We start from the raw sequence: 24519 nt of genomic DNA, 5'->3' as shown, positions 1-24519 counted from the left end.
GCTGGCCGGTCATGCCTCAGAACGCCTCAGGCGGGCGTTCTGCCACCAGGCTAATGCCACCGCCGGCAGCCCCGTTGCGACGCTGATCAGCGCCAACTCCATGTTCTCCAGCGGCACGGCTCCACCCCCCGGGATCGCCATGGTGATGCCGGCGACGATCAACATGAGCCGTATCGGCCATTGCAACACTGTGTTGAGCGTCAGATCGCCTACCCAGACCAGATAGCCCTGCATGGCGCTGGCAATCAGCACGACACCAACGAGTGCCTGCACCAACACCACGGAGATCTCCGCCCAGCCTCCCTGGAGAATCAGGGCTGGATTGAGCACGAACAGGAACGGAATCACGTAGATGACGCTGCCCAGACGCATGGCCTGCAGCCCGGTTTCCATGGGCCTGGCACCCGCTACTGTGGCGGCCGCGAATGCCCCCAGAGCCACCGGAGGGGTGATAAAACTCAGCATTCCCCAATACAGAATAAACATATGCACTGCGAGAGGATCCATCCCGCCGCCTTGTATCAGTGCCGGGGCCAAGGCGACGGCGAGGAAAATATACGCCGCCGTAACCGTCATGCCGATACCCAGAAGGAAGCTGGTGGCCGCTCCCATCGCAAGCAGAATCAGCGTGTTGCCGCCGGCCAGGAAGATCAGATCATTGGCGATGGTGCCTGATAGGCCGGTTACCGAGAGTGCGCCCACCAACAGACCGACACCTGCCAGAATGGCAATCAGTTCGGCGAACAGTTTGGCCGCGCCGGAGAGAAATTCCTTCACATCAGCCCAACCCCAGCGCTGGTAGGGGAGTATCTGGTTGATAACCAGCAGCAGGGCCGTGGCATAAAACGGCGCGATCGCTTCCCGGCGCAATATAAAGAGCATCCAGATGAGCAGAACGAAAACGAAGATGAAATACCAACCCTCCTTGATGGTCTGCTTTAGCGATGGCAATTCCTCCTGGGGGAGCCCGCTCAGCTTGTACTTGGCCGCGTAGGCGTCGATCTGAATGAAGAGCCCGAGGAAATACAAGGCCGATGGAACCACTGCCGCCAACGCTATCTCGCTGTAGGGGATGTTCAGGAAACTGGCCATAACGAAGGCCGTTGCGCCCATGACCGGTGGCATCAACACGCCGCCGGTAGAGGCACAGGCCTCCACACCGGCGGCGTATGACCGGCTGAACCCGACCCGACGCATTGCCGGTATTGAGAGCACGCCCGTGGTGAGCACGTTGGTAATAACGCTGCCGCTCATCGAACCCATGAGCCCGCTGGAGAAAATCGATACCTTGGCAGGTCCGCCGCGTACATGCCCCAGCAGCGCAAATGCCAGATTGATGAAAAACTTTCCCCCGCCGGTCTTCTGAAGTGCAACGCCGAACAGAAGGAAGCCAATGACCAGGTTGGCAAAGGACTGCAACGGAATCCCCATGATGCTTTCCCGGCTCATGGTGTGGTAAATCGCGGTCTGATCAGGGGTCGAGGGAAAGCCCTGGATGGGTCCGGGCATGAGGTCGGCAAAGATGGGATAGAGGCTCGCCAGTCCGACGATAATCGCAATCGGGGTGCCGCCGGCGCGCCGTACGGCTTCCAGAACGACCGCCCACATCAGAAAGCTCATCACTATGGCGTGGTCGGGCGCTGAAAACGCCCAGCCACGGTCGAGAATACGTTCGCCGTGATAGACAAAGTAGCCGCAGACCACCAGTGCGATGAGATAGAACAGGACGTCGTACCAGGGCACTCTGTCGCGTGTAGCCCGTGCGCTTATCGGCCACAACAGGTAAACCTGCGGAAGCATCAGGGCCACCACCGCGTAGAAAAACTGGCTCTCAACCGAGGTGATGAAGGAGAAGAAGCCCAGATTAAGCAGATAATCCAGAGCAGTGACAGTCAGTACCAGCGTGCTGAGCCGCGGTAGCCACGCCCATTTCTCCGGAAGGTGCCGGATGCCAGCGATGGCGCCCGCTTCGGTTTCCCGTTGCTCTTGCATAGTGGTTTGGTATCCGGTTGGAATGAATGTTGGCTACTGGCCTTCGCGTCGAGCTCCGGCCAGCAGCGCAAGCAAGAGCGTATCTAACGAAAAACCGGGTTCATTCCTGCCGATTCCAGCGCCGTGGCGCGTGCATTCATCCAGCCTTGCTTAAACTCATCCTCATCGCGTGGGGGCGTTGCGTCGGTGTAGTCTTTCCATGCAGTCATCAAGACCTCCTGGCGCTTCACCAGACCGTCCTGATGGCTCTGCATCTCGTCGGTCCAATGGCCGATCTCTTTGTAATACTCCACAACTTCGTCATGAAACGGGATCACCCACGACATGTTCTGGTTCTCGAGCGAGTACCCGGCATTGCCCGGCGCCGCGTCCTTGTACTTGTCTATGTCTTCAATCAGAACACGCACCAGATTGCGCGCCACGCCTTTTTCGAGTGTTTCGTTGGCAACATAGATCGGGTAAGGGTAACTCGCTCCGATCCAGGGATTTTCCTCGCTATAGTTGCCGGCGGCGGCGGTCACTCTGTGAGGTTGAAAATAAGGCGCAACGGCCTGCAGCCGCTGCCAGCCTTCCTTGTCATCGGGGTCCAGGGTCGGCCAGGTTATGCCCCGTGGGCTGGCTGCCAACTGCTGGGCGGGAGGGGCAACGCTCATGGTGAAGGCCGTATCAGACTGATGGCCGACGATTCCTTCAAAGGCGCGGCTATAACCTGGAAACTCCACGCGCTCTACGTCATCCCAGGTGAGACCGCCGAAGGCGAGGAAGGCCTCGGTCCCGATGTTCAGCGCATCATCACCGCGCACATATGAGACCCGCTTACCCTTGAGGTCGGCGGGTGTTTTGACGTCGATATCACCCGCTACAGCGACTCCGAGGCCAAAGTTGGCCGTTGAGGTGATGATCACGCGGATCGGCTGGGGCCCCCAATCAGGACCGGCGAACATCAGTACGCCTTCGAATCCATAGTAGCTGGCGACACCACAGGCGCAGATCGGAACCCGACCGGTTCGAAGGGGCGTCATGCGCGAGACGTCGTTCTCCCCCGGCAGGATTCGAATGGAGGTTCCGTATTCATTTTGCAGCAGGTTGCCAATGGACACCGCCTGAGTGTATCCGGCGGAGCCGGTCCCATAAGCGGTCATGACGAGGGTTTTGGGTAAGGTGATATTGTCGGCACCGTTAGCCATACCCGTAGCGGCCGCCAGCAATCCAACAAGTAGTCCTCTAGACATCGCACGCATGGTGTATCCCCTGATTTTAAGCCTTTACGTTATTGTTTTAATCTCGAAACGGGGTCGCGCAGCTTTCTCATTAAAAGTAGTTGAGCCTTGTCTCTGGTGTCAATTGGATGGGCGCACCTGCGAGCGAGGCTTTGACGCGGTAGCGGCGTGCTGTCAATGCGCAAACAGAGCCTGGCAGCCGCATGCAGCACCAGGCTCAGCAAGCTCCTCAGCGGCAGTTGCCGGCCTTGCGATAACCGCCGCTTATGGCCTGGGATTCACTGGCAAAGATGACCTGATTTTTGTCGCTGACACGATCATAGCTAGGGCATCCCGCGGGCAGGTGATAGACCTTGCTGCGACTGTTGCCGATGATCGGCAGATTAGCTTCGGTGGGTTTCTTGTTGGTTTTTATGGCAACGCGAACGCCATCGGCGATATTTTTATGTCCTTCATTCCAGACCCGTTGGCCGGTAACGAATTCATTGTGGTGACCCATGAGCCGGGCGATCCGTCGATTACGCTCTTCCTCCCAGCGCGTCGGTGGGAACTGGCGGTTCCAGACCATCATCAGGCGTTGCTGCTGGGCGGACATGCGCAGGTCGTAACGGTCGTGCATATAGAAATAGGTCCGCGCGATCTGGCCTTTTATTTCATCGCGCGGCTGAACCACACGTTGCGGGAAATCTACCTTGTAGTCGCAGGCACCGTGTTGATAAGGCGCATCGGGCAACATGCCGAAGCGGTAGTTGCTGCGGTCGGCATTCGTCTCGCCGATCGATGGCGCCAGGTTGTGCAGATCGGCCTCCATCACATTGAACACCGGATCGCTGCGCTTGCAGTTGGAGCGTCCGCCCTGCTGCCAGCACTGGCGCTGTTGGCCGAACAGCGATGCAGGAACGATATGCTCCCACTCGATGCGAATCGCCCGGGTGTCCTGGGCACGAATGCTGTATCCGCAGCTCTCAAGGTCAACCCGGCCACCGGAGCGCCCGGTCCATTCCCACTCACAGCCGCAGTAGAAAGTGCCTTGCTTGTTCTGATCCTGATAGACCTGCTGGCGGGTCAGCGTTTTGGCTGCTTCGAAGGATACGGGCGCAGCGAGGGCGGGGAGCGATACACAAAGGAAACCCGCCACCAGGGTGGCGAAGAAAGACAGGCGAGAGTGTTTGATCATGAGACTGCTTGTACAAGAGGTGAGCGAGCGCTAGTGGTGCGGTAGACGGAACTAGCGAAACGGTAAGTGCGCTATTTTAAAGGAGTTTTTCGGATAGTGCGCAAGAGTTTGCGCACTATTATGGGCCGGATAAATTTGGTGTAGAGTCCGAACGTGACCGGAGGTGCTCTATCCCCAGCGAAAGCTCTCGCTCTCAGAGGCTGGTTTTCCTGGGGGTGTAGAGCGCCTGCTCTACGCCGAATTCGCAGTCCACCGAAGGGGTGCAACCGGACCTGTCGGCGCGTCCGAACGCGGCCCGAGATTCACCCCAACCCCAGGGGAAACTCTCGCTTCCAGAGATTGGTTTTCCTGAGGGTGTAGAGCGCCTGCTCTACGCCGAATTCGCAGTCCACCGAAGGGGTGCAACCGGACCTGTCGGCGCGTCCGAACGCGGCCCGAGATTCCCCCCAACCCCAGGGGAAACACTCGCTTCCAGAGATTGGTTTTCCTGCGGGTGTAGAGCGCCTGCTCTACGCCGAATTCGCAGTCCACCGAAGGGNCCCAGGGGAAACTCTCGCTTCCAGAGATTGGTTTTCCTGAGGGTGTAGAGCGCCTGCTCTACGCCGAATTCGCAGTCCACCGAAGGGGTGCAACCGGACCTGTCGGCGCGCAGGCGCACGCCAACCCCAGGGAAACCACCCCGTTCTATGCAGAAGTCAACTTTTCTGGGGGCGCAGAGCGCCTCGCGCCGCCTTCGAACGCGCCCACAGGTCGGCCCAACCCGCATTCACATTGTGAATGCCGCCAATCAGGGGGATTCGTTTCAAATCCGCCCGGATTTTGCGTAATGTATCGGTCCTCAGTGGGCAGACCGACCGGTCACCCGCGCCCTAATTTTCCAATCTGGAGGTGAGCTGCGATGGCATCATTCGAGAGTATCAAACAGGTAGGTGTTATCGGTGCCGGGACCATGGGTCGCGGGATCGTGATGAACTTCGTCAATGCGGGCTATCCAGTCGTGTGGCTGGACGTGAATGCCGAGATGCTGGAAAAGGGTCTCGACGACATCCGCAACACCTACAAGCGTTCGGTCGCTCAGCAGCGCTTTGACGAGAACGAAGCGAATGCACGTGTCGAGCGTATCCGCACCACCCAGAACTACGCTGATCTGGCCGACATGGATCTGGTCGTCGAAGCGGTCTATGAAAACATGGACCTGAAGAAGCAGATCTTCGGTGAGTTGGATAATGCGGTTAAGGCCTCGGCGATTCTGGCGACCAATACCTCGTACCTGGATATCGACGAAATTGCCTCCGCGACGCAGCGTCCGGCTCAGGTGCTGGGCCTGCATTTCTTCAGTCCTGCACACATCATGAAGCTGCTTGAAGTCGTGCGCGGCAAGGCTACCGCTCAGGACGTGCTTGACGCCTGTCTGGCAGTCGGCAAGAAGATTGGCAAGGAAGCGGTGCTGGCGGGCAACTGCCACGGCTTCATCGGTAACCGTATGCTCTCCATGTATTCGCGTCAGTCCCGCGAAGTGGTATTGGAAGGGGCTACGCCATGGCAGGTTGACCAGGCGCTGCAGGGCTTCGGCATGGCCATGGGGCCGTACCGTATGTATGACGTGGTCGGTATTGATCTGGGCTGGCGCTCACGTCAGCTGGCAGGTGCGGGCCGCGGCGAGCCGATCGTGTGGCTGGATAACAAGCTGTGCGAAATGGAGCGCTTTGGCCAGAAGAGCGGCCATGGTTTCTACAAATACGAGCCGGGCAGCCGTCAGGCAATCCACGATCCGGAAACCGACATGCTGGCCCGTGAAGTAGCCGAAGAAGCCGGCTATACCCAGCGCGACGTGGACGATGAGGAGATTGTTCGTCGCTGCATTCTGGCACTGGTCAACGAAGGTGCCCGGATTCTCGACGAAGGCTTTGCCGAGTCTGCTGAAGATATCGATCGGGTGTATCTGTACGGCTACGGCTTCCCGAAAGAGCGTGGCGGTCCGATGAGCTATGCCGACAACCTTGGACTGGATGTCGTGCTGGAACAGATTCGCGAGCTGGAAGCCAGCAGCGGTGAGTTCTGGAAGCCGGCGGCAGGGCTGGTCAAGCGTGCAGAGGCAGGTGAGCGTTTTACCAAGGGTTGATCCGCTGACTGGGCTAAGCAGCCGCGTATTCAAGCTGCTTGGCTGAGCTAAAAAAACCGCGTATGGGTTCGCCTGCGCGGTTTTTTTGTGGGTTTTTGGCTGGCCTGGCGGCCAGCATCGCCGCGGCGGTTCAGCGATTCGATCGCGCCTTTCACGAGGTATACCGAGCTACCGTTTAAGATTGGTGCTGGGTTCGCGTGCGCGGTTTTTTGTGGGTTTTTGGCTGGCCTGATGGCCAGCGTCGTGCCGTGGGCGACACTCCTACGGGGGGAGTGTGGTTTGCGGTTGTCGTGACGCGGCCTAGACTTATCTGTCAGCCAGATCGGGGTTGGGTTTCGTAGGAGGGTCGCCCCCGGCGCGACGGCGTCCGCAGGACGCCCGGGCTGAAGCTGTGACTAGCGCAGGCCTGCACCGCCGCGAGAAGGGGCTCGATACGTCGGCGCTTTTACTCGGCAGTCTGAGCTTTCTTGGTGGGCTTCTTCTTGGCCGGCGGCAGTCCCTGTACCGGCTCGCCGTCGAGCGTGGCCTCTTTGAGCACGATCTGATAGTGCTGGCCGTCGGTCTCGATCTGGTTCAGGCGCACCAGTAGATACTGCCAGTCCTTGGCAAACCAGATGGTGGTTTCCCGGTCGGCGTCGGGTTCGCGAACGCGCTCAACCTCAACCGCGTCGAACTGGCCAACACGGGTCGTGACGCGCTCTTCACCCACCACGCGGAACTGATATTCCTCGATATCGTCGCCATCCACCACGCGATACCGCAGGTCGGTCTTGCCGGCCATCAGGTCGCGCTGCAAGGCAAGCTGGTAGGTCGTCTTGTCGAGCAGGCCGGGTTCGGTCGGAAGGGTAAAGCGCTCTTTCTTGTGATCGCCCGTCACCACACCGGATTCCCAGTCAAAGTGCTGGGTGGTGGTGCGGCTACGGCCTAGTCCGCGACGCTTGTATTCGTACTCGATGGGCAGGATGCCGTCTTCCTGTAACAGGAAGGTGCTTTGTTCGGATAGCCGGGCAACGAACATGCCGGCGTCAAATGCGAGTGTCCAGGTACCATTCTCATTAGCGGTAAGCGAATGATTGGCTTCGCCATTCAGCGGCACGTTGCGCATGTCGGCGGCGTAACTGGCAGTGAAGGGGGCAATTTCCTGTGCATTAGCGATGCTGCTGCCGATTACCAGAGTCAGAGCCGTCAGCCAGCTGGCCCGGCGCAAACCGCGTGTGTGCCACTGTCGATCATGCATATTTATCCCTCGTGTTCAGAGACTGCTGGATGTCTACGGCAGATGGCCACAAAACAGACGGCAACAGACCCTAGTCAATTCGTTCCGGTTCGATACCACTGGCCCCAAGGGGCTTGTTGTCCAGACACGCACGACCATCGATCAGTCGGAGCCGGCCGCTTGCGAACAGGTTCATCGTTAGAGGATATAGCACATGTTCCTGGTGCTGGACTCGCTCGGCCAGGGATTCGGGCGTGTCGCCTGGGATAACCGGAACCCGTGCCTGTACGACCAACGGTCCGCCATCAAGTTCTTCGGTGACGAAATGCACCGTCGCGCCATGCTCGCTGTCGCCAGCTTCCAGGGCGCGTTTATGCGTATGCAAGCCTTTGTATTTGGGCAGCAGCGACGGGTGAATATTGAGGAGCCGTCCCTGAAAGTGACTGACGAATTCGGTGGTGAGAATGCGCATGAAGCCGGCGAGGATCAGCAGGTCGGGCGCGACTTCATCCAGCCTGGCGATCATCGCACGCTCAAAACTTTCGCGGTCGGCGTAGTCCTTGTGATCAAGCACCAGGGTGTTGATACCAGCGCGTCTGGCCCGTTCCAGCCCGTAGGCGTCGGGCCGGTTGCTCAGTACCGCAACGATCTCGCCGTATTGCCGGTCCAGCTTGTCGATCAAAGCCTGCAGATTGCTGCCCGATCCGGAGATCAGTACGACGATACGGCAGACCACAGATCAGCGACCGTTACGCAGAACGACGGCTTCGTCATTCTCTGCGCCGGCTTCGATCTGGCCGATCACCCAAGGCTGTTCGCCGGATTGCTGCAGATTCTGCAGGACAGCGTCGACCTGATCGGCTCCGACACAGATCACCATGCCCACACCGCAGTTCAATACACGATGCATTTCAGTCTCATCCACGTTGCCCTGTTCCTGCAGCCAGTTGAACACTGCCGGGCGCTGCCAGCTGGACAAGTCGATGCTGGCGCCAGCGCCGGAGGGCAGGACGCGCGGGATATTTTCCAGCAAGCCGCCGCCGGTGATATGCGCCATGGCCTTGACTGCGCCGGTCTGCTTGATCAGCTGCAGCAGGGCTTTGACGTAGATGCGGGTCGGTGCCATGAGCAGTTCGCCCAGCGGTTTGCCGTCGAGGGTGATGTCGGCGATGTTCACGTTGGCTGTTTCGATGATCTTGCGAATCAGTGAGTAGCCATTGGAATGGGGGCCGGAGGAGGGCAGCGCAATGAGTACGTCGCCAGCCTGAACCTTGCTGCCATCGATGATCTCGGATTTCTCCACCACGCCGACACAGAAGCCAGCCAGGTCGTAGTCATCGCCTTCATACATGCCGGGCATTTCCGCCGTCTCGCCGCCTACCAGTGCGCAGCCAGCGAGCTCACAGCCTGCACCGATACCGGTTACCACCTGCGCGGCGATGTCGATATTCAGCTTGCCGGTGGCGTAGTAATCCAGAAAGAACAAGGGCTCAGCACCGCACACGATCAGATCGTTAACGCACATGGCCACCAGGTCGATGCCGATGGTGTCATGCTTGCCCAGGTCCATTGCTACGCGAAGCTTGGTGCCGACGCCGTCGGTACCGGACACCAGTACCGGCTTCTTATACCCTTCAGGGATCTCGCAGAGCGCGCCAAAGCCACCCAGTCCGCCCATGACCTCGGGGCGGGTCGTGCGCTTGGCGACATGCTTGATGCGGTCTACCAGCGCGTTCCCAGCGTCGATGTCGACTCCGGCATCCTTGTAGCTGATCGAAGGTTTGGTAGGGTTCTGGCTGCTCATGCGTCGGTCTCGATGGTCGAAAAGGGGCGAGCGGCCAGTGCTCGGAACGGCCGCGGGATAGCGCGCTAGTGTAACAATACAACCGCATCAGGACCATGCTCGCCGATCTGTTCGCCGCACCTTGGTTGCCGCCGCTCCGGCGCTTGTTTAATGTATGCGCTTTAATACAGCTGCAGTCTCGTGTCAGCGAGACAAAACCAGCACCAGCCGAGCGGAATCGCCCATGTTTTCTTTGCGCATTATTGTTGTCACCTTGCTGTCCCTGGTGGTGATGGCGCCTCTTACTTTGTCTGCGGCAGTCCTCCAGGGGCTTTATCGGGTCGAACAGCCAGAGGCCGAAGATGCATCACAGGACGAGACGCTGAGCGAGGCTGCGCAGGTCATGTTCATGCGTGTGGGTGGCGCAAGGATAAACACCAAAAGCGGGCCGGTCGCCGACGCCCTGAATGAGCCGCGTGAACTGGTACGTCGTATCAGCAGGCGGGAGGGTTCGATGGTCGTCGAATTTGAACCGGCCGCCGTGCGCCAGGTGATGGTCCGCGGCGGTATGCCCATGCTTGGCCGCAGTCGGCCGGGGATGCTGGTCTGGGCGGTCGAGGCGCGCACCCTGGGCGATGAATTGATTGGCGCCGGAAGTACCTGGGGTGAGCTTTTGCAAACGGCCGCGGCCTATCGCGGCGTCGCTTTGAGCTACCCGATGGGCGATCTGGAAGATAGAAGCCGTGTCACCGAGGAGATTGTCCGTCAGGGCAATCGTGGGGACCTGCTGGAAGCCAGTGAGCGCTATGCCAGTGAGGGCGTATTGGCTATTGCTTTTACCGCCAATGGAGAGAGTACTCGTGCTGATTGGCATATGTGGTTGAATGATAAGGGGTATTCCGGCAAAGCCAGCGGCGATGATCCTGCCGTAGCCGCCGATCAGGTAATGCGCGAAGTGGCAGCGGCCGCCTTCGAGCAGTACGCGGTCCCTGCGGTAGCAGCCGATGAGCTGGCCCGCTGGACGCTGGTGGTGCAGGACGTGAACAGCATCGAGGATTACGCAAGCCTGCAGGCCATGCTGCAGCAGCTCGGTGGACAGAGCACGCCGCAGATGCTCTCGGTCGATACGGATAAGGTCACGGTTCGAGTGGATTTTCCTGGTAGCGAATCGCAGCTTGAGCGCATGCTGAGTCTTGATCAGCGCCTTGTGCGGATCCCCGCCCCGGAGCCTGAACCGGTCGATCAAGGGCCCATACTGCTTCCCGTACCTGTGGAGCAGCAGAGGTCCATGGACGCAATCACCGATGAACAGGACAACTCAATTGCCACTTCCATGGATGACAGCCACAGCACGACGAATGACCGATTGATGGAGTCCGAACAGGCCCCAGTGAATGTAATACCGGAGCCCGTCGAGCCGGATCCTAATACGCTGTATTACCGGTGGCGTTGATCGCAACGCGATGGCCACGAGGGCAACACAATGATCTCTGATGTTCGATGGCTGTGGCTTGCAGGGTTTCTCGCTGCAGTAGCCATGGTGTACCTGCTTAGCCCGATACTCTCGCCTTTTCTGATCGGAATGCTGCTTGCCTATCTGGGCGACCCGCTCGTGGACCGGCTGGAAGGCTACGGTTTGTCCCGGGTACTGGGTGTGCTGGTGGTCTTCGCTGCGGGCACGGGGCTTTTTGCGCTGGCGCTGGTGGTGCTGATTCCGCTACTGGGCAACCAGGTCTCGGCGCTGCGTGAACAGATTCCGGACATGCTGCAGTGGATAACCGAAGTCGCGCTTCCCTGGGTTCAGGCCAGAACGGGTGTGCCGATCACGGAAATCAGGCTGTCGGATGTGGGCGAGCGCATTCGCGAGAACCTCGGTGAAAATTCCGGCGTGGTCGGCTCAGTACTGGCGCAGGCAACCCGTTCGACCATGGGTCTGCTGACCTGGGTGGTCAATCTGGTGATGATTCCGGTGGTTGGCTTCTATCTGCTCAGGGACTGGGACATGATAGTCGAGCGCATCAGGCGCCTGCTGCCGCGTGACCATGAGCCCTTGGTGGTCAAGCTCAGCCGCGATTGTGACGAGGTGCTGGGCGCCTTCATCCGCGGACAATTGCTGGTGATGCTGGGCCTGGGCATTCTCTATTCGCTGGGCCTGTGGGCGGTCGGATTGGAGCTTGCGCTGCTGATCGGCATGGTCGCCGGTCTGGCGAGCATCGTGCCCTACCTCGGTTTCGCTGTGGGCATGACAGCGGCGCTGATCGCTGCAATTTTCCAGTTCGGTGACGTAGCGCATCTGGTGGCAGTGGTGGCGGTGTTCACGGTAGCGCAAACCATTGAAGGCACAGTGCTGACGCCCTGGCTGGTGGGCGATCGCATCGGTCTGCATCCAGTAGCGGTCATTTTTGCGGTGCTTGCCGGCGGACACCTGTTCGGCTTCGTCGGTATACTCCTGGCCTTGCCGGTGGCGGCAGTGATTATGGTGCTGGTGCGACATGCGCATCAAAGCTATTTGGCGTCCCAGGCCTACCAGAAATCTGACGATGAAGGGGTTATCGAACTGGACGAGTTGAGAGAAGAGTGATGCAACCGGGCCAACCGATGCAATTGCCCCTTGGCGTCAAGCTCCGGGACGAGGCGACCTTTGCCAACTATTTTGCGGGCCCCAACGCGGTCGTTGTCGCGGCTGTAGAGGAGCTCGCTGATCTGGCTTCATCAAAGGCCGAGCAGTGTGTTTATCTTTGGGGCGCAGCGGGGAGCGGCCGCTCGCATCTGTTGCAGGCCGCCTGTCACCGTATCGCGGATAACAGCGGGCTGGGCATGTATCTGCCGCTGGATGACGTGATGGATCACGGCCCGGCTATCCTCGAAGGGATGGAGCAATTCGATCTGCTGTGCCTCGACGGGCTGGATGCGCTTGCCGGTCGACATGATTGGGAAGAAGCGCTCTTTCATCTCTACAACCGGTTGCGCGAACAGGGCGGACGGCTTCTGGTCGCGGCATCGGCGCCTCCTCGGGAGTTGGATCTTGAGCTGCCGGATCTGGCGTCGCGCCTGAGCTGGGGGGTGGTCTACCAGCTGCAGGCGTTGGGTGACGAGGACAAGCAGCGGATGCTCAAGCTCCGTGCGGAACTGCGCGGGCTGCAACTCCCGGATGAAGTGGCTCGTTACATCCTCAGCCGTGGTTCACGCGGCATGACCGATATCTTCGCGGCGCTGGAGCAGCTTGACCAGGCTTCACTCCAGGCCCAGCATCGATTGACCATTCCCTTCGTAAAGCGCGTGATGGGTTGGTAGTCAGACCTCGCCAGCGCGCACGCGTTGCGCCTGAAAAGTCCAGCGAATAAAGCCCAGTGCGGCGATGAAGTACAACAGCGTGAACGCTACCAGCAGCCCGCCATACACTTCACGTCCGGGCTGAAGGCACACCAGTACGCCGAGAATGAAGTACAGGTTGATCACGAAACACAGGAAAGCGTACACCCGGGGCCAGCCCAGCAGCACGCCAGGCAGGAAGATCAACAGGGGCACCAGTTGTACGCCGACAATTATCAGCGGATTGGCACCGTGCAGATCGGCGAAAAAGCCGTTGTAGATCGTTATCGTCAGCAACACCCCCAAATAACCTGCCGTTGCCAGAAACCGGGCGATCTTCACCCGCGGCTCGAGAAAGTCCAGACCGGGTAATGGCTTATTTCTCGACATGCACGGCTCCGGCCACGAGTTGACGGGAAATGACCGCGACGCGCCGGCCAAGTGCCTGGCAGAGCGTAGCTTCATGTTGGTCGATCTTGCGTGAGCCGTCGGCACCGGCATGGTGGCTGGCGCCATAGGGCGTGCCGCCACCCTGGGTTTCGGTCAATGCGGCTTCGGTATAAGGCAGGCCCAGGATCAGCATGCCGTGGTGCAGCAAGGGCAGCTGCATCGATAGCAGGGTCGTTTCCTGGCCGCCATGCAGGCTTGCAGTGGACGTAAAGGCTGCGGCGGGTTTGCCGGCCAGTGCGCCAGTCAGCCACAGGCTGCTGGTGCCATCGATGAAGTATTTGAGCGGGGCAGCCATGTTGCCGAACCGCGTGGGGCTGCCGATGATCAGCGCCGCGCATTCACGCAGATCGTCTTCAGTGCAGTACACCGCACCGCTTTCCGGTATCTCCGGCGCGCTCTGGCGGTTATCCGCAGACACAGTCGGAACGGTGCGCAGCCGCGCTTCCATACCACCGCGCTCAACACCCTCGGCAATCAGCCGCGCCATCTTCGCTGTAGCGCCGTGTCGGCTGTAATAGAGCACCAGTACATAGGGCGCGCTCATGCGAACAGCTCCAGTACCCGTTCCGGTGGCCGTGCCACGATGACGGTATCGCCTTTTACGACGATGGGCCGCTCGATCAATCTGGGATAATCGACCATGGCTTGAACCAGTTGTGCTTCGCTCAGGTCAGAGTCGTCGAGTTGCAATTCCTTATAGACATCCTCGCCCTTGCGCATCAAATCGCGCGCGCTCATGTTCAGCTTTAACAGCAGTTCGCTGAGTGTGGCGTCGTCCGGCGGCGTTTCCAGATACAGAATCACCTCCGGCTCGGCGCCCTGATTCTTGAGCAGTTCGAGCGCCTGGCGTGATTTGGAACAGCGCGGATTGTGATAGATACGCACGTCTGCCATGAGATTCTCCGATTCGGTCAGCGATGGCCGGCGCCTGAGTGGCTCGCGGCAGGTATGATGGCTATTCTAAGCGTTATAAACCGAGCTGTCAGGGAGCCGTGATGCAGCCTCGATTGGAACAATCGGTGCATTTCTTTCGTTATCTGGTGAAACGATTCCTCGTCGATAACTGCATGGAGACCGCCGCAGCACTGACTTACACCACCCTGTTCGCGGTGGTGCCTATCATGACAGTGACCTACGCCATGTTGGCGGTTATTCCGCAGTTTACCGACGTGGGCGGGCAGATCGAGGATTTCATTTTTCAGAACTTCGTACCTTCAACCGGCGAAGCGCTGCGCCAGTACCTGTTCAGGTTCTCGGAGCAGGCGCGTCAGTTGACCGGCGTGGGCATCGCCACCCTGATGATTACCGCGTTCATCATGATGTTGAAGATTGAAAGCTCATTCAACGACATCTGGCATGTGCGCCAGCGTCGCCGGGGCATATCGAGCTTTCTGCTGTACTGGGCCCTGCTGAGTCTGGGTCCGTTATTGCTTGGGGCGGGCTTCGCGGTGAGCACCTATATAGCCTCCGTAACAGTGCTGCGTGAAGGCGCGGCCTTTGCCGAGGCGAGCCGGTGGGTACTGAGATGGGTGCCGTTGCTGTTGAGCATGACGGCGTTCACGCTGAGCTATATGGCCGTGCCGAATACCCGGGTTCCTTTCAAGCACGCGCTGGCCGGGGGCGTGCTGGTGGCGCTGTTGTTCGAGAGTGCCAAGGCTATCTTCGGTTTGTACCTGCGGCTGTTTCCGGGCTATGAGCTCGTCTATGGCGCCTTCTCGGCGTTCCCGGTATTCCTTCTGTGGATTTTCATCAGCTGGGTGATCATTCTGTTTGGTGCCGAGCTGGTCGCTAACCTGGCCAATAGTCAGGCGTGGAAGCGCCCGGTGTACCCGCGTCTGGTTTATCTGCTGGGTTTGCTGCGGATCTTCCTCGACGCGCACAGCCGCGGACAATTCGTCGACCTGGACCGTGCAAAAGCCGCCGGCTGGGAGTTTCGAGAAGACGTCTGGCTGGAGATGACGGACTGGCTGGAATCCGAAAGCATCATCACCCGGGTTCAGCAGGGTGGTTTTGTGCTGAGTCGCGATCTGGGAGAGGTTGATCTGGCCGATTTTCTGGCCAAGGTGCCCGAAGCAATTCCGGGTCCAGGCAAGCTGCCACGCCAGTTGGCGGGTGATCCTGTCTGGTATCCACCGTTCGTTGCCGCCGTCACCGAGCTGGAAGCCCAGCGCCGGGAAATCATGGGTGGTAGCCTGAAAAGCTGGTTATGTGGTGCTGGCCATGCCGAGCCCACGGCACACTCTGGTTCTGAAAAGGAGACCAAATGATCCGATCTATTCGCAGATTCTGGCCACTCAGCGTCATGCTTGTATTGAGCGCCTGCGGTGGCAACAGTTGGCAGGATCAGCATGGCAACAGCATCACTGAAAGTGAGCTATCCGGGCGGCCTGTGTTGGTCAACTATTGGGCAGAATGGTGCGGGCCTTGCCGTGACGAACTGCCTGAGCTGAACGCACTGGCGGAGGCGCGGCCGGATGTTGCCGTGCTTGGTATCAATTTCGACGGCATAGAAGGGGAGGCTCTGGCGCAGCTCAGCGACGAGATAGGAATTCGTTTTCCCGTGTTGGGCAAGGATTTCGCCCAGGCCATGGAGCTGGTCCATCCGCAGGTGTTACCCACCACCTATCTGCTGGATAAAGAGGGGAATGTGATCCGTACGCTGCAGGGCCCTCAGGATGAGGCTGCACTGCTGGCGGCGTTGAACGAGGAGAGGTGAGCCATGAGCCGCTTTACTATGCATGCCTGCGTCAGAGGCCGGGTACAGGGCGTGTTTTTTCGGCAGTCTACGGTGCGGCAAGCACGTGCGCTGGGCGTTGTCGGTTGGGTTCGCAATCAGCCGGACGGCTCGGTGGAATGCATGTTGACCGGGCCGCAACAGGCCATTGATGACATGACCGACTGGTTGCGCGTTGGGCCGGAGCGCGCGCGCGTGGACTCGCTCGAGCTGACGGCCTGCGATCTGGAAGAGTTCGAGGCATTCGAGCAACGCTAGGACTGGAAGGTCAGTCTTTTACGTACCAGAAGCGGTACCAGTAATCCTGCACTTTATCCGGGTATTTGTGACTGCCCAAGCTGCCGTTGTAGCGCCCCAGCGCCCGCCGCAAATTGCCTTTCTCCTTGTCCAGGTAGTACTTGAGGATGGTGCAGCCATAGCGCAGATTGGTCGCCAGATCGACCAGATTGTCCTCCGGACGCCCCAGCTCCTTCTTCCAGAATGGCATAACCTGCATGACGCCCTGCGCACCGACGCGCGACAGCGCATAGCGGTCGAACAGGCTTTCCACATGGATGACGGCCAACACCAGGTCCGGTTTGAGGCCGGCACGGGTGGCCTGACTATGCACCTGACGCAGAAAATGTAGCCGCTCCCTTTCATCGGGGAGGTAGTGGCGCATGCGCGTAGACATATCCAGCAACCAGACTTCCGCATCGAAGCGATCATCGAAGCTGTCGGCTTCGGCAATCGCTTCAATGAGCGCAGCCTTTAGCGCTGGGTCAACCGTGGCCGGCGCGTTGGCAAAAGCGCCGGACCAGGGCCCGAGAAGCAGGACGGTCACTATCCATGTGGCCAGTCGGATCATCGGTGTGATCAGGCCTTGGCGATCTGCCCGAGCAGAAAGTCGAGCATCTCGGCAACCGGCAGGCTTTGCGCATCCTTGTTCCGACGGTATTTGTATTCCAGTTCACCTTCGGCCAGACCGCGATCACTGATGACCACGCGGTGCGGGATGCCAATCAGATCCATGTCGGCAAACTTGACGCCGGGGCTGACCTTCTTGTCGCGATCATCCATCAGCACGTCAATACCCGCTTGCTGCAGGGCGGCGTACAGCTCTCCAGTCTTCTCGCGCACGGCTTCTGAGCTTTCCATCTTCATGGGGATCAGTGCCACCTGGAAGGGCGCCAGGGCATCCGGCCAGAGGATGCCGCGGTCGTCATAGTTCTGCTCGATAGCGGACGCCACCACGCGGGACACGCCAATCCCATAGCAACCCATGGTCAAGGTGCTGGTCTTGCCCTGTTCGTTGAGCACCTGACAATTCATTGCTTCGCTGTATTTACGGCCGAGCTGGAATATGTGGCCCACTTCGATGCCGCGCTTGATAACCAGCGTGCCATTGCCGTCGGGGCTGGTATCGCCTTCCACCACGTTGCGCAGATCGGCGACTTCGCTGAACTGAGCATCGCGGTCCCAGTTCACGCCGGTGAAGTGCTTGCCGTCTTCATTTGCGCCACACACGAAATCCGCCAGCCAGGCTGCGCTATGGTCGGCAATCACCTTGATGTTCAGGCCGACCGGGCCAATCGAACCGGGTTTGCAGCCGATTATCTGCTGGATCTGCTGCTCGCTGGCAAAGGTCAGTGGCGCATGGACAGCAGGATGATTCTCGGCCTTGATCTCATTGAGCTCGTGATCGCCGCGCAGAATCAAGGCAACCAGCGGCTGCGGCTTATCTTTCTCGGCAGCGCCCAGAACAATAAGCGTCTTCACCGACTGCTGCGGCGGGACCTTGAGGAACTGGCTGACCGCCTCAATGGTGTGCTGATCAGGGGTATCCACGGTTGCGCGCTCCTGGCTGGCGGCAGGCCGATCGCCCGCCGGCAGCAGCGCAGTGGCCTTTTCCATATTGGCGGCGTAGGAACCAGAATCCGAGAACACGATGGCGTCCTCACCGGATTCGGCCAATACGTGGAACTCGTGCGAGCCTTCGCCGCCGATCGAGCCGTTATCGGCCACTACTGGCCGGAAATCCAGGCCGAGACGGCTGAAGATGTTGCAGTAGGCCTGATACATCACGTCGTAGGTCTGCTGCAGCGAAGCCTGATCCATGTGGAAGGAATAAGCGTCCTTCATGGTGAATTCACGGGCGCGCATCAGACCGAAACGGGGCCGGATCTCGTCGCGGAATTTGGTCTGTATCTGGTACAGGTTGAGTGGCAACTGCTTGTAGCTGCTGATTTCGTTGCGCGCCAGCTCGGTGACGATCTCTTCGTGGGTCGGACCCACGCAGAATTCACGGTTGTGGCGATCTTTCAGACGCAGCAGCTCGGGACCATACTGCTCCCAGCGACCCGATTCCTGCCAGAGTTCGGCGGGTTGAATCGCCGGCATCAGGACTTCCAGCGCGCCAGCGTTATCCATCTCTTCGCGAACGACTTTCTCGACTTTGCGCAAGACTCTCAGACCCATCGGCAGCCAGGTATAGAGGCCGGATGCGATCTTGCGAATCATGCCGGCGCGCAGCATCAGCTGATGGCTAATGACCGTAGCGTCCGCGGGTGTTTCCTTGAGGGTCGAGATCAGATATTTGCTGGTACGCATGGGGAAGGAGAGTCCTGAGGTCATGGTCAGATTTATCGGCGGTATTGTACGGCTGTGACCGCCCGGCGTATAGCCTGACCCCGGCACCTGCGCGCGCGGCGTCCAGGCAATAAAAAACCCGGCCGAAGCCGGGTTTTTCAGTTAACTACAGCCTGGATTACAGCAGATCCCAGGAGTAGGAAACGATCAGACGGTTTTCGTCGATGTCGCCATCGAACGCAGCGGCCTGACGTACAGTCGCGTTGCGCCACAGGAGGTTAACACCTTCAAGCGCACCGTTTTGTACGGTGTAGCTGATGTTGGTATCACGTTCCCAGCGGCTGTCACGGCTGCTATCAGCGATGCCTTCGTGCGCGGTGTCGATGTCGCTACTGGTGACATAACGAGTCATGAAGGTCAGACCGGGAATGCCCAGGCCGGCGAAGTCATAGTCATAACGGGCCTGCCAGGAGCGCTCGTCCTTGGCATTGAAGTCGGAATACTGAACCGAGTTCGCCAAGAAGACTGCGCCGTCCAGGTACGCATAGCCATTGTTGCCGTTCATGCGCTGATAGGCCACTGTGAAGCCATGATTGCCAGCACCCAGCGTCAGGGCAAGTGAGGTGGCGTCGTTGTCGAAATCTGCCTCTGCACCGCTGTCATCGGAAGTGTTGTAATGCGCCAGCTCGGAGGTCAGGCTTAGTCCGTCAGTCAGCTCAGCGGTATGAGCGAGCCCCAGGAAGTGGCGCTTCCATAGTTCGTCGGCCTTGGACGTGTAGAGTGTAGCTGCCAATGCGTCGTTGAAGGTGTAGCTACCGCCTAAATAGCTAACATCTCCGCCGTAGCTGTAGTCATCCGTAGTTATGCGGTAGCCATCATCAGTTTGCGATGAGCCAGCCATCTCGCCGCGATCGGTCATGCGACCGGCTTCGACGAACAATCCCTCGATGGTTTCGTTGGTTACGCTATAACCGAAGTAATGGTTAGGCAGCAAACGCGCATCTTCATAGGCAACAACCGGGTTTTCTACGAAGTGGGTGCCGTAACGCAGCACAGTGTCTTCTGCGATCCGGCCTTTCACAGTACCGCGAATTTCAGCGTATTCGTTGGGAGCGCTGCCGTCAGGATCGACTGGAAGCAGAGCGGTTCCAGTGCGGCCAGACCCGCTGTCCAGTTTCAGGCCACCCATAGCAGTCACGTCAAAACCAAGACCGATCAGGCCTTCGCTGAAACCGGACTGAAAGTCGAGGACCATGCCAGTCGCGGCTTCTTCCCGCTTGCCATCGTCGTTGCCATCAGGACGGAAGTCGCGGTTGAAATAGACGGAACGGCTGCTGAGGGTCGCAGTAGCGCCTTCAACAATGCCTTCACCTGGAGTGGATTCTTGTGCCAGCGCATTTGATGCAATCAGCCCATTGCCCATAGCCACGGCTAGAGCGAGGGAACTCCATTTGACAGCGTTTTTCATTGTGTACTCCTTGAGTAAAAAAGCTTTGCGGTTCAACTGAACCATTTTTCTTTTTTATTATCCGGTAACATTAAAGCACTAAAGAGGTAGGTGTGAAAGAACGACCTTTCGGCATGCTTTCTTGACTTTTCATGGGGAACGCTTGTCGTAGTATAAAGCGTCAATAATGGGCTTTCAGCGAGTGCGGTTGCCGCTTTGACATCCCGCTCCGTTGCACAGCTAAACTTGCGGAATCGGTTCGTTTGTCTAATGGCTTTATTGGGGGCGCATATGTTCATACTTCATCCGCAACTCGCGAATGATGGCATTTTAATAGGGGACTATCCGCTCAGCCGACTGCTGATGATCAACGATGCCAACTATCCCTGGTTTGTATTGGTTCCCCGGCGGGAAGAAGTGCACGAGTTGTTTCAGCTGGACAAGGCGGACAGGATGCAACTGCTGGATGAGTCCTGTCTGTTAGCCGAAGCGATAAAGGATGCTTTTGCTGCGCACAAACTGAATATTGCCGCTCTGGGTAATATGGTCAGTCAGCTACATATTCACCATATTGCGCGGTATCGTGATGATGTGGCTTGGCCGGACCCGATTTGGGGCAAACATCCGGCGAAGCCTTATCAGGAGGCGGAGCGCCAGGAACGTATCGGCAGGCTGCAAGCTGTCCTGTCAACCGACTTTGTATTTGCGGAGGTATGACATGAACACGCAAGTGGAAGACCGCATCGACGACCTGGAAGCCAAGATGGCCTTTCAGGATGACACTATCCAGGCCCTGAATGACATGGTGGGCAAGCAGCAGCTGGAGCTCGATACGTTGCACAGAGCGGTTGAGTTATTGGCAAGGCGCCAGGCGGACCTGGCGGCTACCATGCCGGGAGAGACAGACGACGACGAGCCGCCGCCGCATTATTGATGAGCCCGGAATGCGGGCGGAGGAATCAGTCGATTATGGTGACGTCTTCCGCCTGCAACCCTTTTTCTCTGCGGGCTACGACGAACTCAACGCGTTGACCTTCCACCAGGACGCGATGCCCGTCGCCGCGAATAGCGCGAAAATGTACGAACACATCTTCACCCTGATCCCGCGAAATGAAACCAAAGCCCTTGCTGGTGTTGAACCATTTCACTGTACCGGCTTCCCGGTCGTCCTCGTCACCAAATTCCTCATCGTCATAGCCGTGGTCTGAACCATGGCGGGCCAGTTGCTTGGTCAAAACGAGGATAGTGCTGATGCAGACGCCAGCGATCGCCAGAGCGAGCGCGTAAATCATCAAAGGCCCTGCAGCGGGTGCTCCGAACAATACTGCCAGGGGCGTCAGGGTAGCAATGATCAGCAGAAACCCAGCAATAACCGATGCGATGCGTCGTCCAGCTGTAGCAGGCATCAGAGCATTATTGAACTGTTGCATGTTGATCAGGCCCAGGAACAGGACGGCGAGGGCAGTGAGGTTGATCGGGCCAACCTGGGAAAAGAGCGGGACGCTGAAAAACAGCCCGGTGAGCAGCGCCACCAGGCCGATGATGAGATGCAGATAACGAATACTGTTCAAAGTTGTTCATCCTTAGTTTCATGACAATAAAATAAGCCGGCGAACAGCGATTTATCGCCGGGTGCGAACTCTAACCTGAAACACCCGGTGTCACAAAATGGACGAAGGTCGTCCCTGGCTGAAAGCGGGATCAGGCCCGGTTTCAGCCAGGAATTTGCTGTCGTTTCATCGGCGCGCGATCAAACGCCAGCAGGCCCTGACGCTCAGCTCTCCAGCAAGCTGCGCAGCATCCATGCAGTCTTCTCGTGGAACTGCATACGTTGGGTCAGCAGGTCGGCGGTGGGTTCATCGTTGGTTGCATCGCAGGAGGGGAAGATGCCCCGAGCAGTGCGCACGCAGGCCTCGTGACCTTCGACCAGCAGACGGATCATGTCCTTGGCCTCGGGCACGCCTTCTTCTTCCTTTATTGAACTCAGTTCCACGAACTGCTTGTAGGTGCCCGGCGCAGGAAAGCCCAGGGTCCGGATGCGCTCAGCGATGTCGTCTACTGCCAGTGCCAGCTCGGTGTAATGCGTCTCGAACATCAGGTGCAGGGTCTGGAACATCGGACCTTTAACGTTCCAGTGAAAGTTATGCGTCTTCAGGTACAGGGTGTAGGTGTCAGCCAGCAAATGCGACAAACCGTCGGCAATGGTCGAGCGGTCTTGTTCGGAAATACCAATATCAATTTTCATGGGGACTCCTTGGTTGATGAAACTAGGAGCCTCTCAAAACGGATTCGCCCGGTCATCCCGTGAAATCCCGCGGAAAGACCTGAGCGCGAGCGTTAGCCCGGTCCGCTTTCATTCGATTTCGATAGGTTCGGCCTGCGCTGACTACGTTTCTCAGAGGCTCCATTGCTGCATCCAGTATAGGGAGTGTGCTGTAGCGCTCAACCCTTCTTTACCGTCAGAACGAGGATCCGAGGATATCTGGGCAAAAATCAGTGTGTGGCGTCCTGGATGTGGAGGCTTTTCACCAGGACCAGCGTGTACCGGCGCGGGAATCGATTCGCTAGAGCTCTCCCCGCGGCGGCACGAATTCGGGTATATTATGGCGCTTTTATGCGAGCGGACTGGCGGCCATTGTGCGGCACCGCCCAACTCAGCCCGATTCGTCGACAACAGGAACACCACACCATGATGCGTACCCATTATTGCGGCCAGCTGAACGAAACGCTGGCGGACCAGGAAGTCACACTCTGCGGCTGGGTCCACCGCCGCCGCGACCATGGCGGGGTGATCTTTCTCGACATACGTGACCGCGAAGGTCTGGCGCAGGTTGTTTTCGATCCTGATCGCGAAGAAACCTTTGCTGCCGCCGACCGGGTGCGCAGTGAATACGTAGTCAAGGTGCGCGGCAAGGTACGTGCGCGCCCCGCTGGCGCGGTGAACCCAAACATGGCCTCCGGCGCGATTGAAGTGCTGGGCTATGATCTCGAAGTCCTCAACCAGGCGGAAACGCCACCGTTCCCGCTGGATGAATATTCTGACGTGGGTGAAGAAACCCGTCTGCGCTATCGCTTTATCGATCTGCGCCGTCCGGAAATGGCCGAGAAGCTGAAGTTGCGCTCACGCATTACCAGCAGCATTCGCCGTTATATGGACGAGAACGGCTTTCTGGATGTGGAAACGCCGATCCTGACCCGCGCTACCCCTGAGGGCGCCCGCGACTATCTGGTACCCAGCCGCACCCATCCTGGCAGTTTCTTTGCGCTGCCGCAGTCGCCCCAGCTGTTCAAGCAGCTGCTGATGGTGGCCGGATTCGACCGCTATTATCAGATCGCCAAGTGCTTCCGCGATGAAGACCTGCGCGCTGACCGTCAGCCCGAATTCACCCAGATCGACATCGAAACCAGCTTCCTCGACGAAGCGGACATCATGGGTCTGACTGAAGGCATGATTCGCGGACTGTTCAAGGAAGTGCTTGGGCTCGACCTCGACACTTTCCCGCACATGACCTTTGCCGAAGCCATGCGCCGGTATGGTTCGGACAAGCCGGACCTGCGCAACCCGCTGGAACTGGTAGATGTGGCTGATCAGCTGGATCAGGTTGAATTCAAGGTGTTCAGTGGCCCGGCTACTGATCCCAAGGGCCGCGTTGCGGCATTGCGTGTACCTGGCGGGGCGAGCATGCCGCGCAAGCAGATTGACGAGTACACCAAGTTTGTCGGCATCTACGGCGCCAAGGGCCTGGCGTATATCAAGGTCAATGAGCGCGCCAAAGGCCTGGAAGGTCTGCAGTCGCCGATCGTCAAGTTCATCCCCGAGGAGAACCTCAACGTCATTCTCGATCGGGTGGGCGCAGTGGACGGCGATATCGTCTTTTTCGGCGCCGACAAGGCCAAGATCGTTTCCGAAGCCCTGGGCGCGCTGCGCATCAAGCTCGGCCATGACCTGAACTTGCTGACCTGTGAATGGGCGCCATTGTGGGTGGTCGACTTCCCGATGTTCGAGGAGAACGACGACGGCAGCCTGAGCGCGTTGCACCATCCGTTTACAGCACCAGCGTGCGCGCCGGAAGAGCTGGCGGCGAATCCGGCCAGTGCGCTATCGCGTGCCTATGACATGGTCATCAACGGTACCGAGCTGGGCGGCGGTTCGATTCGTATTCACCGCAAGGACATGCAGCAGACCGTGTTTGGCATCCTCGGCATCAGCGCTGAAGAACAGCAGGAGAAGTTCGGCTTCCTGCTCGACGCACTGAAATACGGTGCGCCGCCGCATGGTGGTCTGGCATTCGGCCTGGATCGTCTGGTCATGCTGATGACCGGTGCTGCGTCGATCCGTGAAGTCATTGCTTTCCCGAAAACCCAGAGCGCTGCGGACGTCATGACCCAGGCGCCGGGTATGGTCGACGCCAAGCAGCTGCGTGAACTGCATATTCGTCTGCGCGAGCAGCCGAAGGTTGAAGGTTAAAGTAGAGCTCAGGAGTCTCTGAAGAACGTC

Annotated in this window: 23 protein-coding genes and 1 pseudogene; 10 read left to right on the top strand and 14 right to left on the bottom strand. The window is 58.7% G+C overall.

Annotated features, from left to right (window positions below; genetic code table 11):
• Positions 1-9 precede the first annotated feature (9 nt).
• The 3 genes from FHK95_RS15450 to FHK95_RS15440 all read right to left on the bottom strand — a co-directional run bounded on the left by FHK95_RS15450 (position 10) and on the right by FHK95_RS15440 (position 4389).
• The gene (locus tag FHK95_RS15450; RefSeq protein ID WP_150305526.1) at positions 10-1992 is read right to left on the bottom strand and encodes a TRAP transporter permease; all 1983 of its coding nucleotides are present in this window, start codon (positions 1990-1992) and stop codon (positions 10-12) included.
• Positions 1993-2075: 83 nt separating this feature from the next.
• The gene (locus FHK95_RS15445) at positions 2076-3233 is read right to left on the bottom strand and encodes a TAXI family TRAP transporter solute-binding subunit (RefSeq protein ID WP_150305525.1); all 1158 of its coding nucleotides are present in this window, start codon (positions 3231-3233) and stop codon (positions 2076-2078) included.
• A gap of 208 nt (positions 3234-3441) precedes the next feature.
• Complete coding sequence (locus FHK95_RS15440) at positions 3442-4389, bottom strand: endonuclease (protein WP_150305524.1); 948 nt, start codon at positions 4387-4389, stop codon at positions 3442-3444.
• 898 nt (positions 4390-5287) lie between these two features.
• On the opposite strand from FHK95_RS15440, the gene FHK95_RS15435 reads away from it, so the two are divergent.
• On the top strand, positions 5288-6511 hold the full coding sequence (locus tag FHK95_RS15435) for a 3-hydroxyacyl-CoA dehydrogenase (RefSeq protein ID WP_150305523.1): 1224 nt from the start codon (positions 5288-5290) through the stop codon (positions 6509-6511).
• A gap of 445 nt (positions 6512-6956) precedes the next feature.
• Here the strand turns inward: FHK95_RS15435 and FHK95_RS15430 are convergent, their stop codons facing one another.
• The 3 genes from FHK95_RS15430 to purM all read right to left on the bottom strand — a co-directional run bounded on the left by FHK95_RS15430 (position 6957) and on the right by purM (position 9531).
• Positions 6957-7718, bottom strand: a complete 762-nt coding sequence (locus FHK95_RS15430; RefSeq protein WP_235906806.1) for a DUF3108 domain-containing protein — start codon at positions 7716-7718, stop codon at positions 6957-6959.
• A gap of 100 nt (positions 7719-7818) precedes the next feature.
• Positions 7819-8463 carry a phosphoribosylglycinamide formyltransferase gene (gene purN, locus FHK95_RS15425; protein WP_150305521.1) on the bottom strand — a complete coding sequence of 215 codons (645 nt, stop codon included), beginning with the start codon at positions 8461-8463 and terminating at the stop codon, positions 7819-7821.
• Positions 8464-8466: 3 nt separating this feature from the next.
• A complete protein-coding gene (gene purM, locus FHK95_RS15420) occupies positions 8467-9531 on the bottom strand; it encodes a phosphoribosylformylglycinamidine cyclo-ligase (RefSeq protein ID WP_150305520.1) in 1065 nt (354 codons plus the stop codon).
• 223 nt (positions 9532-9754) lie between these two features.
• Between purM and FHK95_RS15415 the strand changes: the two genes are divergently transcribed.
• From FHK95_RS15415 to hda, 3 genes are read left to right on the top strand one after another with little or no spacing between them, the layout of a single operon-like run.
• Entirely contained in the window at positions 9755-10963 is a 1209-nt protein-coding gene (locus FHK95_RS15415; protein WP_178114817.1) for a DUF2066 domain-containing protein, read from the top strand.
• 30 nt (positions 10964-10993) lie between these two features.
• Complete coding sequence (locus FHK95_RS15410) at positions 10994-12091, top strand: AI-2E family transporter (RefSeq protein WP_150305518.1); 1098 nt, start codon at positions 10994-10996, stop codon at positions 12089-12091.
• 17 nt (positions 12092-12108) lie between these two features.
• On the top strand, positions 12109-12804 hold the full coding sequence (gene hda / locus FHK95_RS15405; protein WP_235906800.1) for a DnaA regulatory inactivator Hda: 696 nt from the start codon (positions 12109-12111) through the stop codon (positions 12802-12804).
• On the opposite strand, the gene FHK95_RS15400 is transcribed toward hda, so the two are convergent.
• Genes FHK95_RS15400 through arsC form a run of 3 tightly spaced genes read right to left on the bottom strand, consistent with a single transcriptional unit; the run spans position 12805 to position 14166 of the window.
• Positions 12805-13212, bottom strand: coding sequence for a DUF2069 domain-containing protein (locus FHK95_RS15400; RefSeq protein WP_150305516.1), 408 nt, complete (start codon positions 13210-13212; stop codon positions 12805-12807). It abuts the gene before it with no gap.
• Positions 13199-13816 (bottom strand): NAD(P)H:quinone oxidoreductase, encoded by a 618-nt coding sequence (gene wrbA / locus FHK95_RS15395; RefSeq protein WP_150305515.1) that lies wholly within the window; start codon positions 13814-13816, stop codon positions 13199-13201. The genes FHK95_RS15400 and wrbA overlap by 14 nt, the downstream gene beginning before the upstream one ends.
• On the bottom strand, positions 13813-14166 hold the full coding sequence (gene arsC / locus FHK95_RS15390; protein WP_150305514.1) for an arsenate reductase (glutaredoxin): 354 nt from the start codon (positions 14164-14166) through the stop codon (positions 13813-13815). Before arsC ends, wrbA begins: the two co-directional genes overlap by 4 nt.
• 101 nt (positions 14167-14267) lie before the next feature.
• Here arsC and FHK95_RS15385 point away from each other — a divergent pair, with 101 nt between their 5' ends.
• Genes FHK95_RS15385 through FHK95_RS15375 form a run of 3 tightly spaced genes read left to right on the top strand, consistent with a single transcriptional unit; the run spans position 14268 to position 16264 of the window.
• Positions 14268-15539 (top strand): YihY family inner membrane protein, encoded by a 1272-nt coding sequence (locus FHK95_RS15385; RefSeq protein ID WP_150305513.1) that lies wholly within the window; start codon positions 14268-14270, stop codon positions 15537-15539.
• The gene (locus FHK95_RS15380; protein ID WP_150305512.1) at positions 15536-15988 is read left to right on the top strand and encodes a TlpA family protein disulfide reductase; all 453 of its coding nucleotides are present in this window, start codon (positions 15536-15538) and stop codon (positions 15986-15988) included. The genes FHK95_RS15385 and FHK95_RS15380 overlap by 4 nt, the downstream gene beginning before the upstream one ends.
• A gap of 3 nt (positions 15989-15991) precedes the next feature.
• On the top strand, positions 15992-16264 hold the full coding sequence (locus FHK95_RS15375) for an acylphosphatase (RefSeq protein ID WP_150305511.1): 273 nt from the start codon (positions 15992-15994) through the stop codon (positions 16262-16264).
• A 10-nt stretch (positions 16265-16274) separates the two neighbouring features.
• Here the strand turns inward: FHK95_RS15375 and FHK95_RS15370 are convergent, their stop codons facing one another.
• From FHK95_RS15370 to FHK95_RS15360, 3 genes are all read right to left on the bottom strand, one after another.
• Positions 16275-16853: a lytic transglycosylase domain-containing protein gene (locus tag FHK95_RS15370; RefSeq protein WP_150305510.1), complete on the bottom strand. Its 579-nt coding sequence runs from the start codon at positions 16851-16853 to the stop codon at positions 16275-16277.
• A gap of 8 nt (positions 16854-16861) precedes the next feature.
• Positions 16862-18595, bottom strand: a complete 1734-nt coding sequence (locus FHK95_RS15365; protein ID WP_150305509.1) for a proline--tRNA ligase — start codon at positions 18593-18595, stop codon at positions 16862-16864.
• A gap of 157 nt (positions 18596-18752) precedes the next feature.
• A complete protein-coding gene (locus tag FHK95_RS15360) occupies positions 18753-20042 on the bottom strand; it encodes an OprD family porin (RefSeq protein WP_178114816.1) in 1290 nt (429 codons plus the stop codon).
• Positions 20043-20312: 270 nt separating this feature from the next.
• Here FHK95_RS15360 and FHK95_RS15355 point away from each other — a divergent pair, with 270 nt between their 5' ends.
• Positions 20313-20738 carry an HIT domain-containing protein gene (locus tag FHK95_RS15355; protein WP_150305507.1) on the top strand — a complete coding sequence of 142 codons (426 nt, stop codon included), beginning with the start codon at positions 20313-20315 and terminating at the stop codon, positions 20736-20738.
• A 1-nt stretch (position 20739) separates the two neighbouring features.
• Positions 20740-20955 (top strand): SlyX family protein, encoded by a 216-nt coding sequence (locus FHK95_RS15350; protein WP_150305506.1) that lies wholly within the window; start codon positions 20740-20742, stop codon positions 20953-20955.
• 25 nt (positions 20956-20980) lie between these two features.
• Here the strand turns inward: FHK95_RS15350 and FHK95_RS20490 are convergent.
• Positions 20981-21190, bottom strand: a pseudogene (locus FHK95_RS20490) (cold-shock protein); the annotation flags it as partial.
• A gap of 605 nt (positions 21191-21795) precedes the next feature.
• The gene (locus FHK95_RS15340; RefSeq protein WP_150305505.1) at positions 21796-22266 is read right to left on the bottom strand and encodes a Dps family protein; all 471 of its coding nucleotides are present in this window, start codon (positions 22264-22266) and stop codon (positions 21796-21798) included.
• 444 nt (positions 22267-22710) lie between these two features.
• On the opposite strand from FHK95_RS15340, the gene aspS reads away from it, so the two are divergent.
• On the top strand, positions 22711-24489 hold the full coding sequence (aspS, locus tag FHK95_RS15335; RefSeq protein WP_150305504.1) for an aspartate--tRNA ligase: 1779 nt from the start codon (positions 22711-22713) through the stop codon (positions 24487-24489).
• The last annotated feature ends 30 nt before the right edge of the window (positions 24490-24519 follow it).

The sequence above is a fragment of the Pseudomonas saliphila genome (assembly GCF_008638345.1).
GTDB lineage: Bacteria > Pseudomonadota > Gammaproteobacteria > Pseudomonadales > Pseudomonadaceae > Halopseudomonas > Halopseudomonas saliphila.
This window is presented reverse-complemented; position numbering and strand designations above follow the sequence as displayed.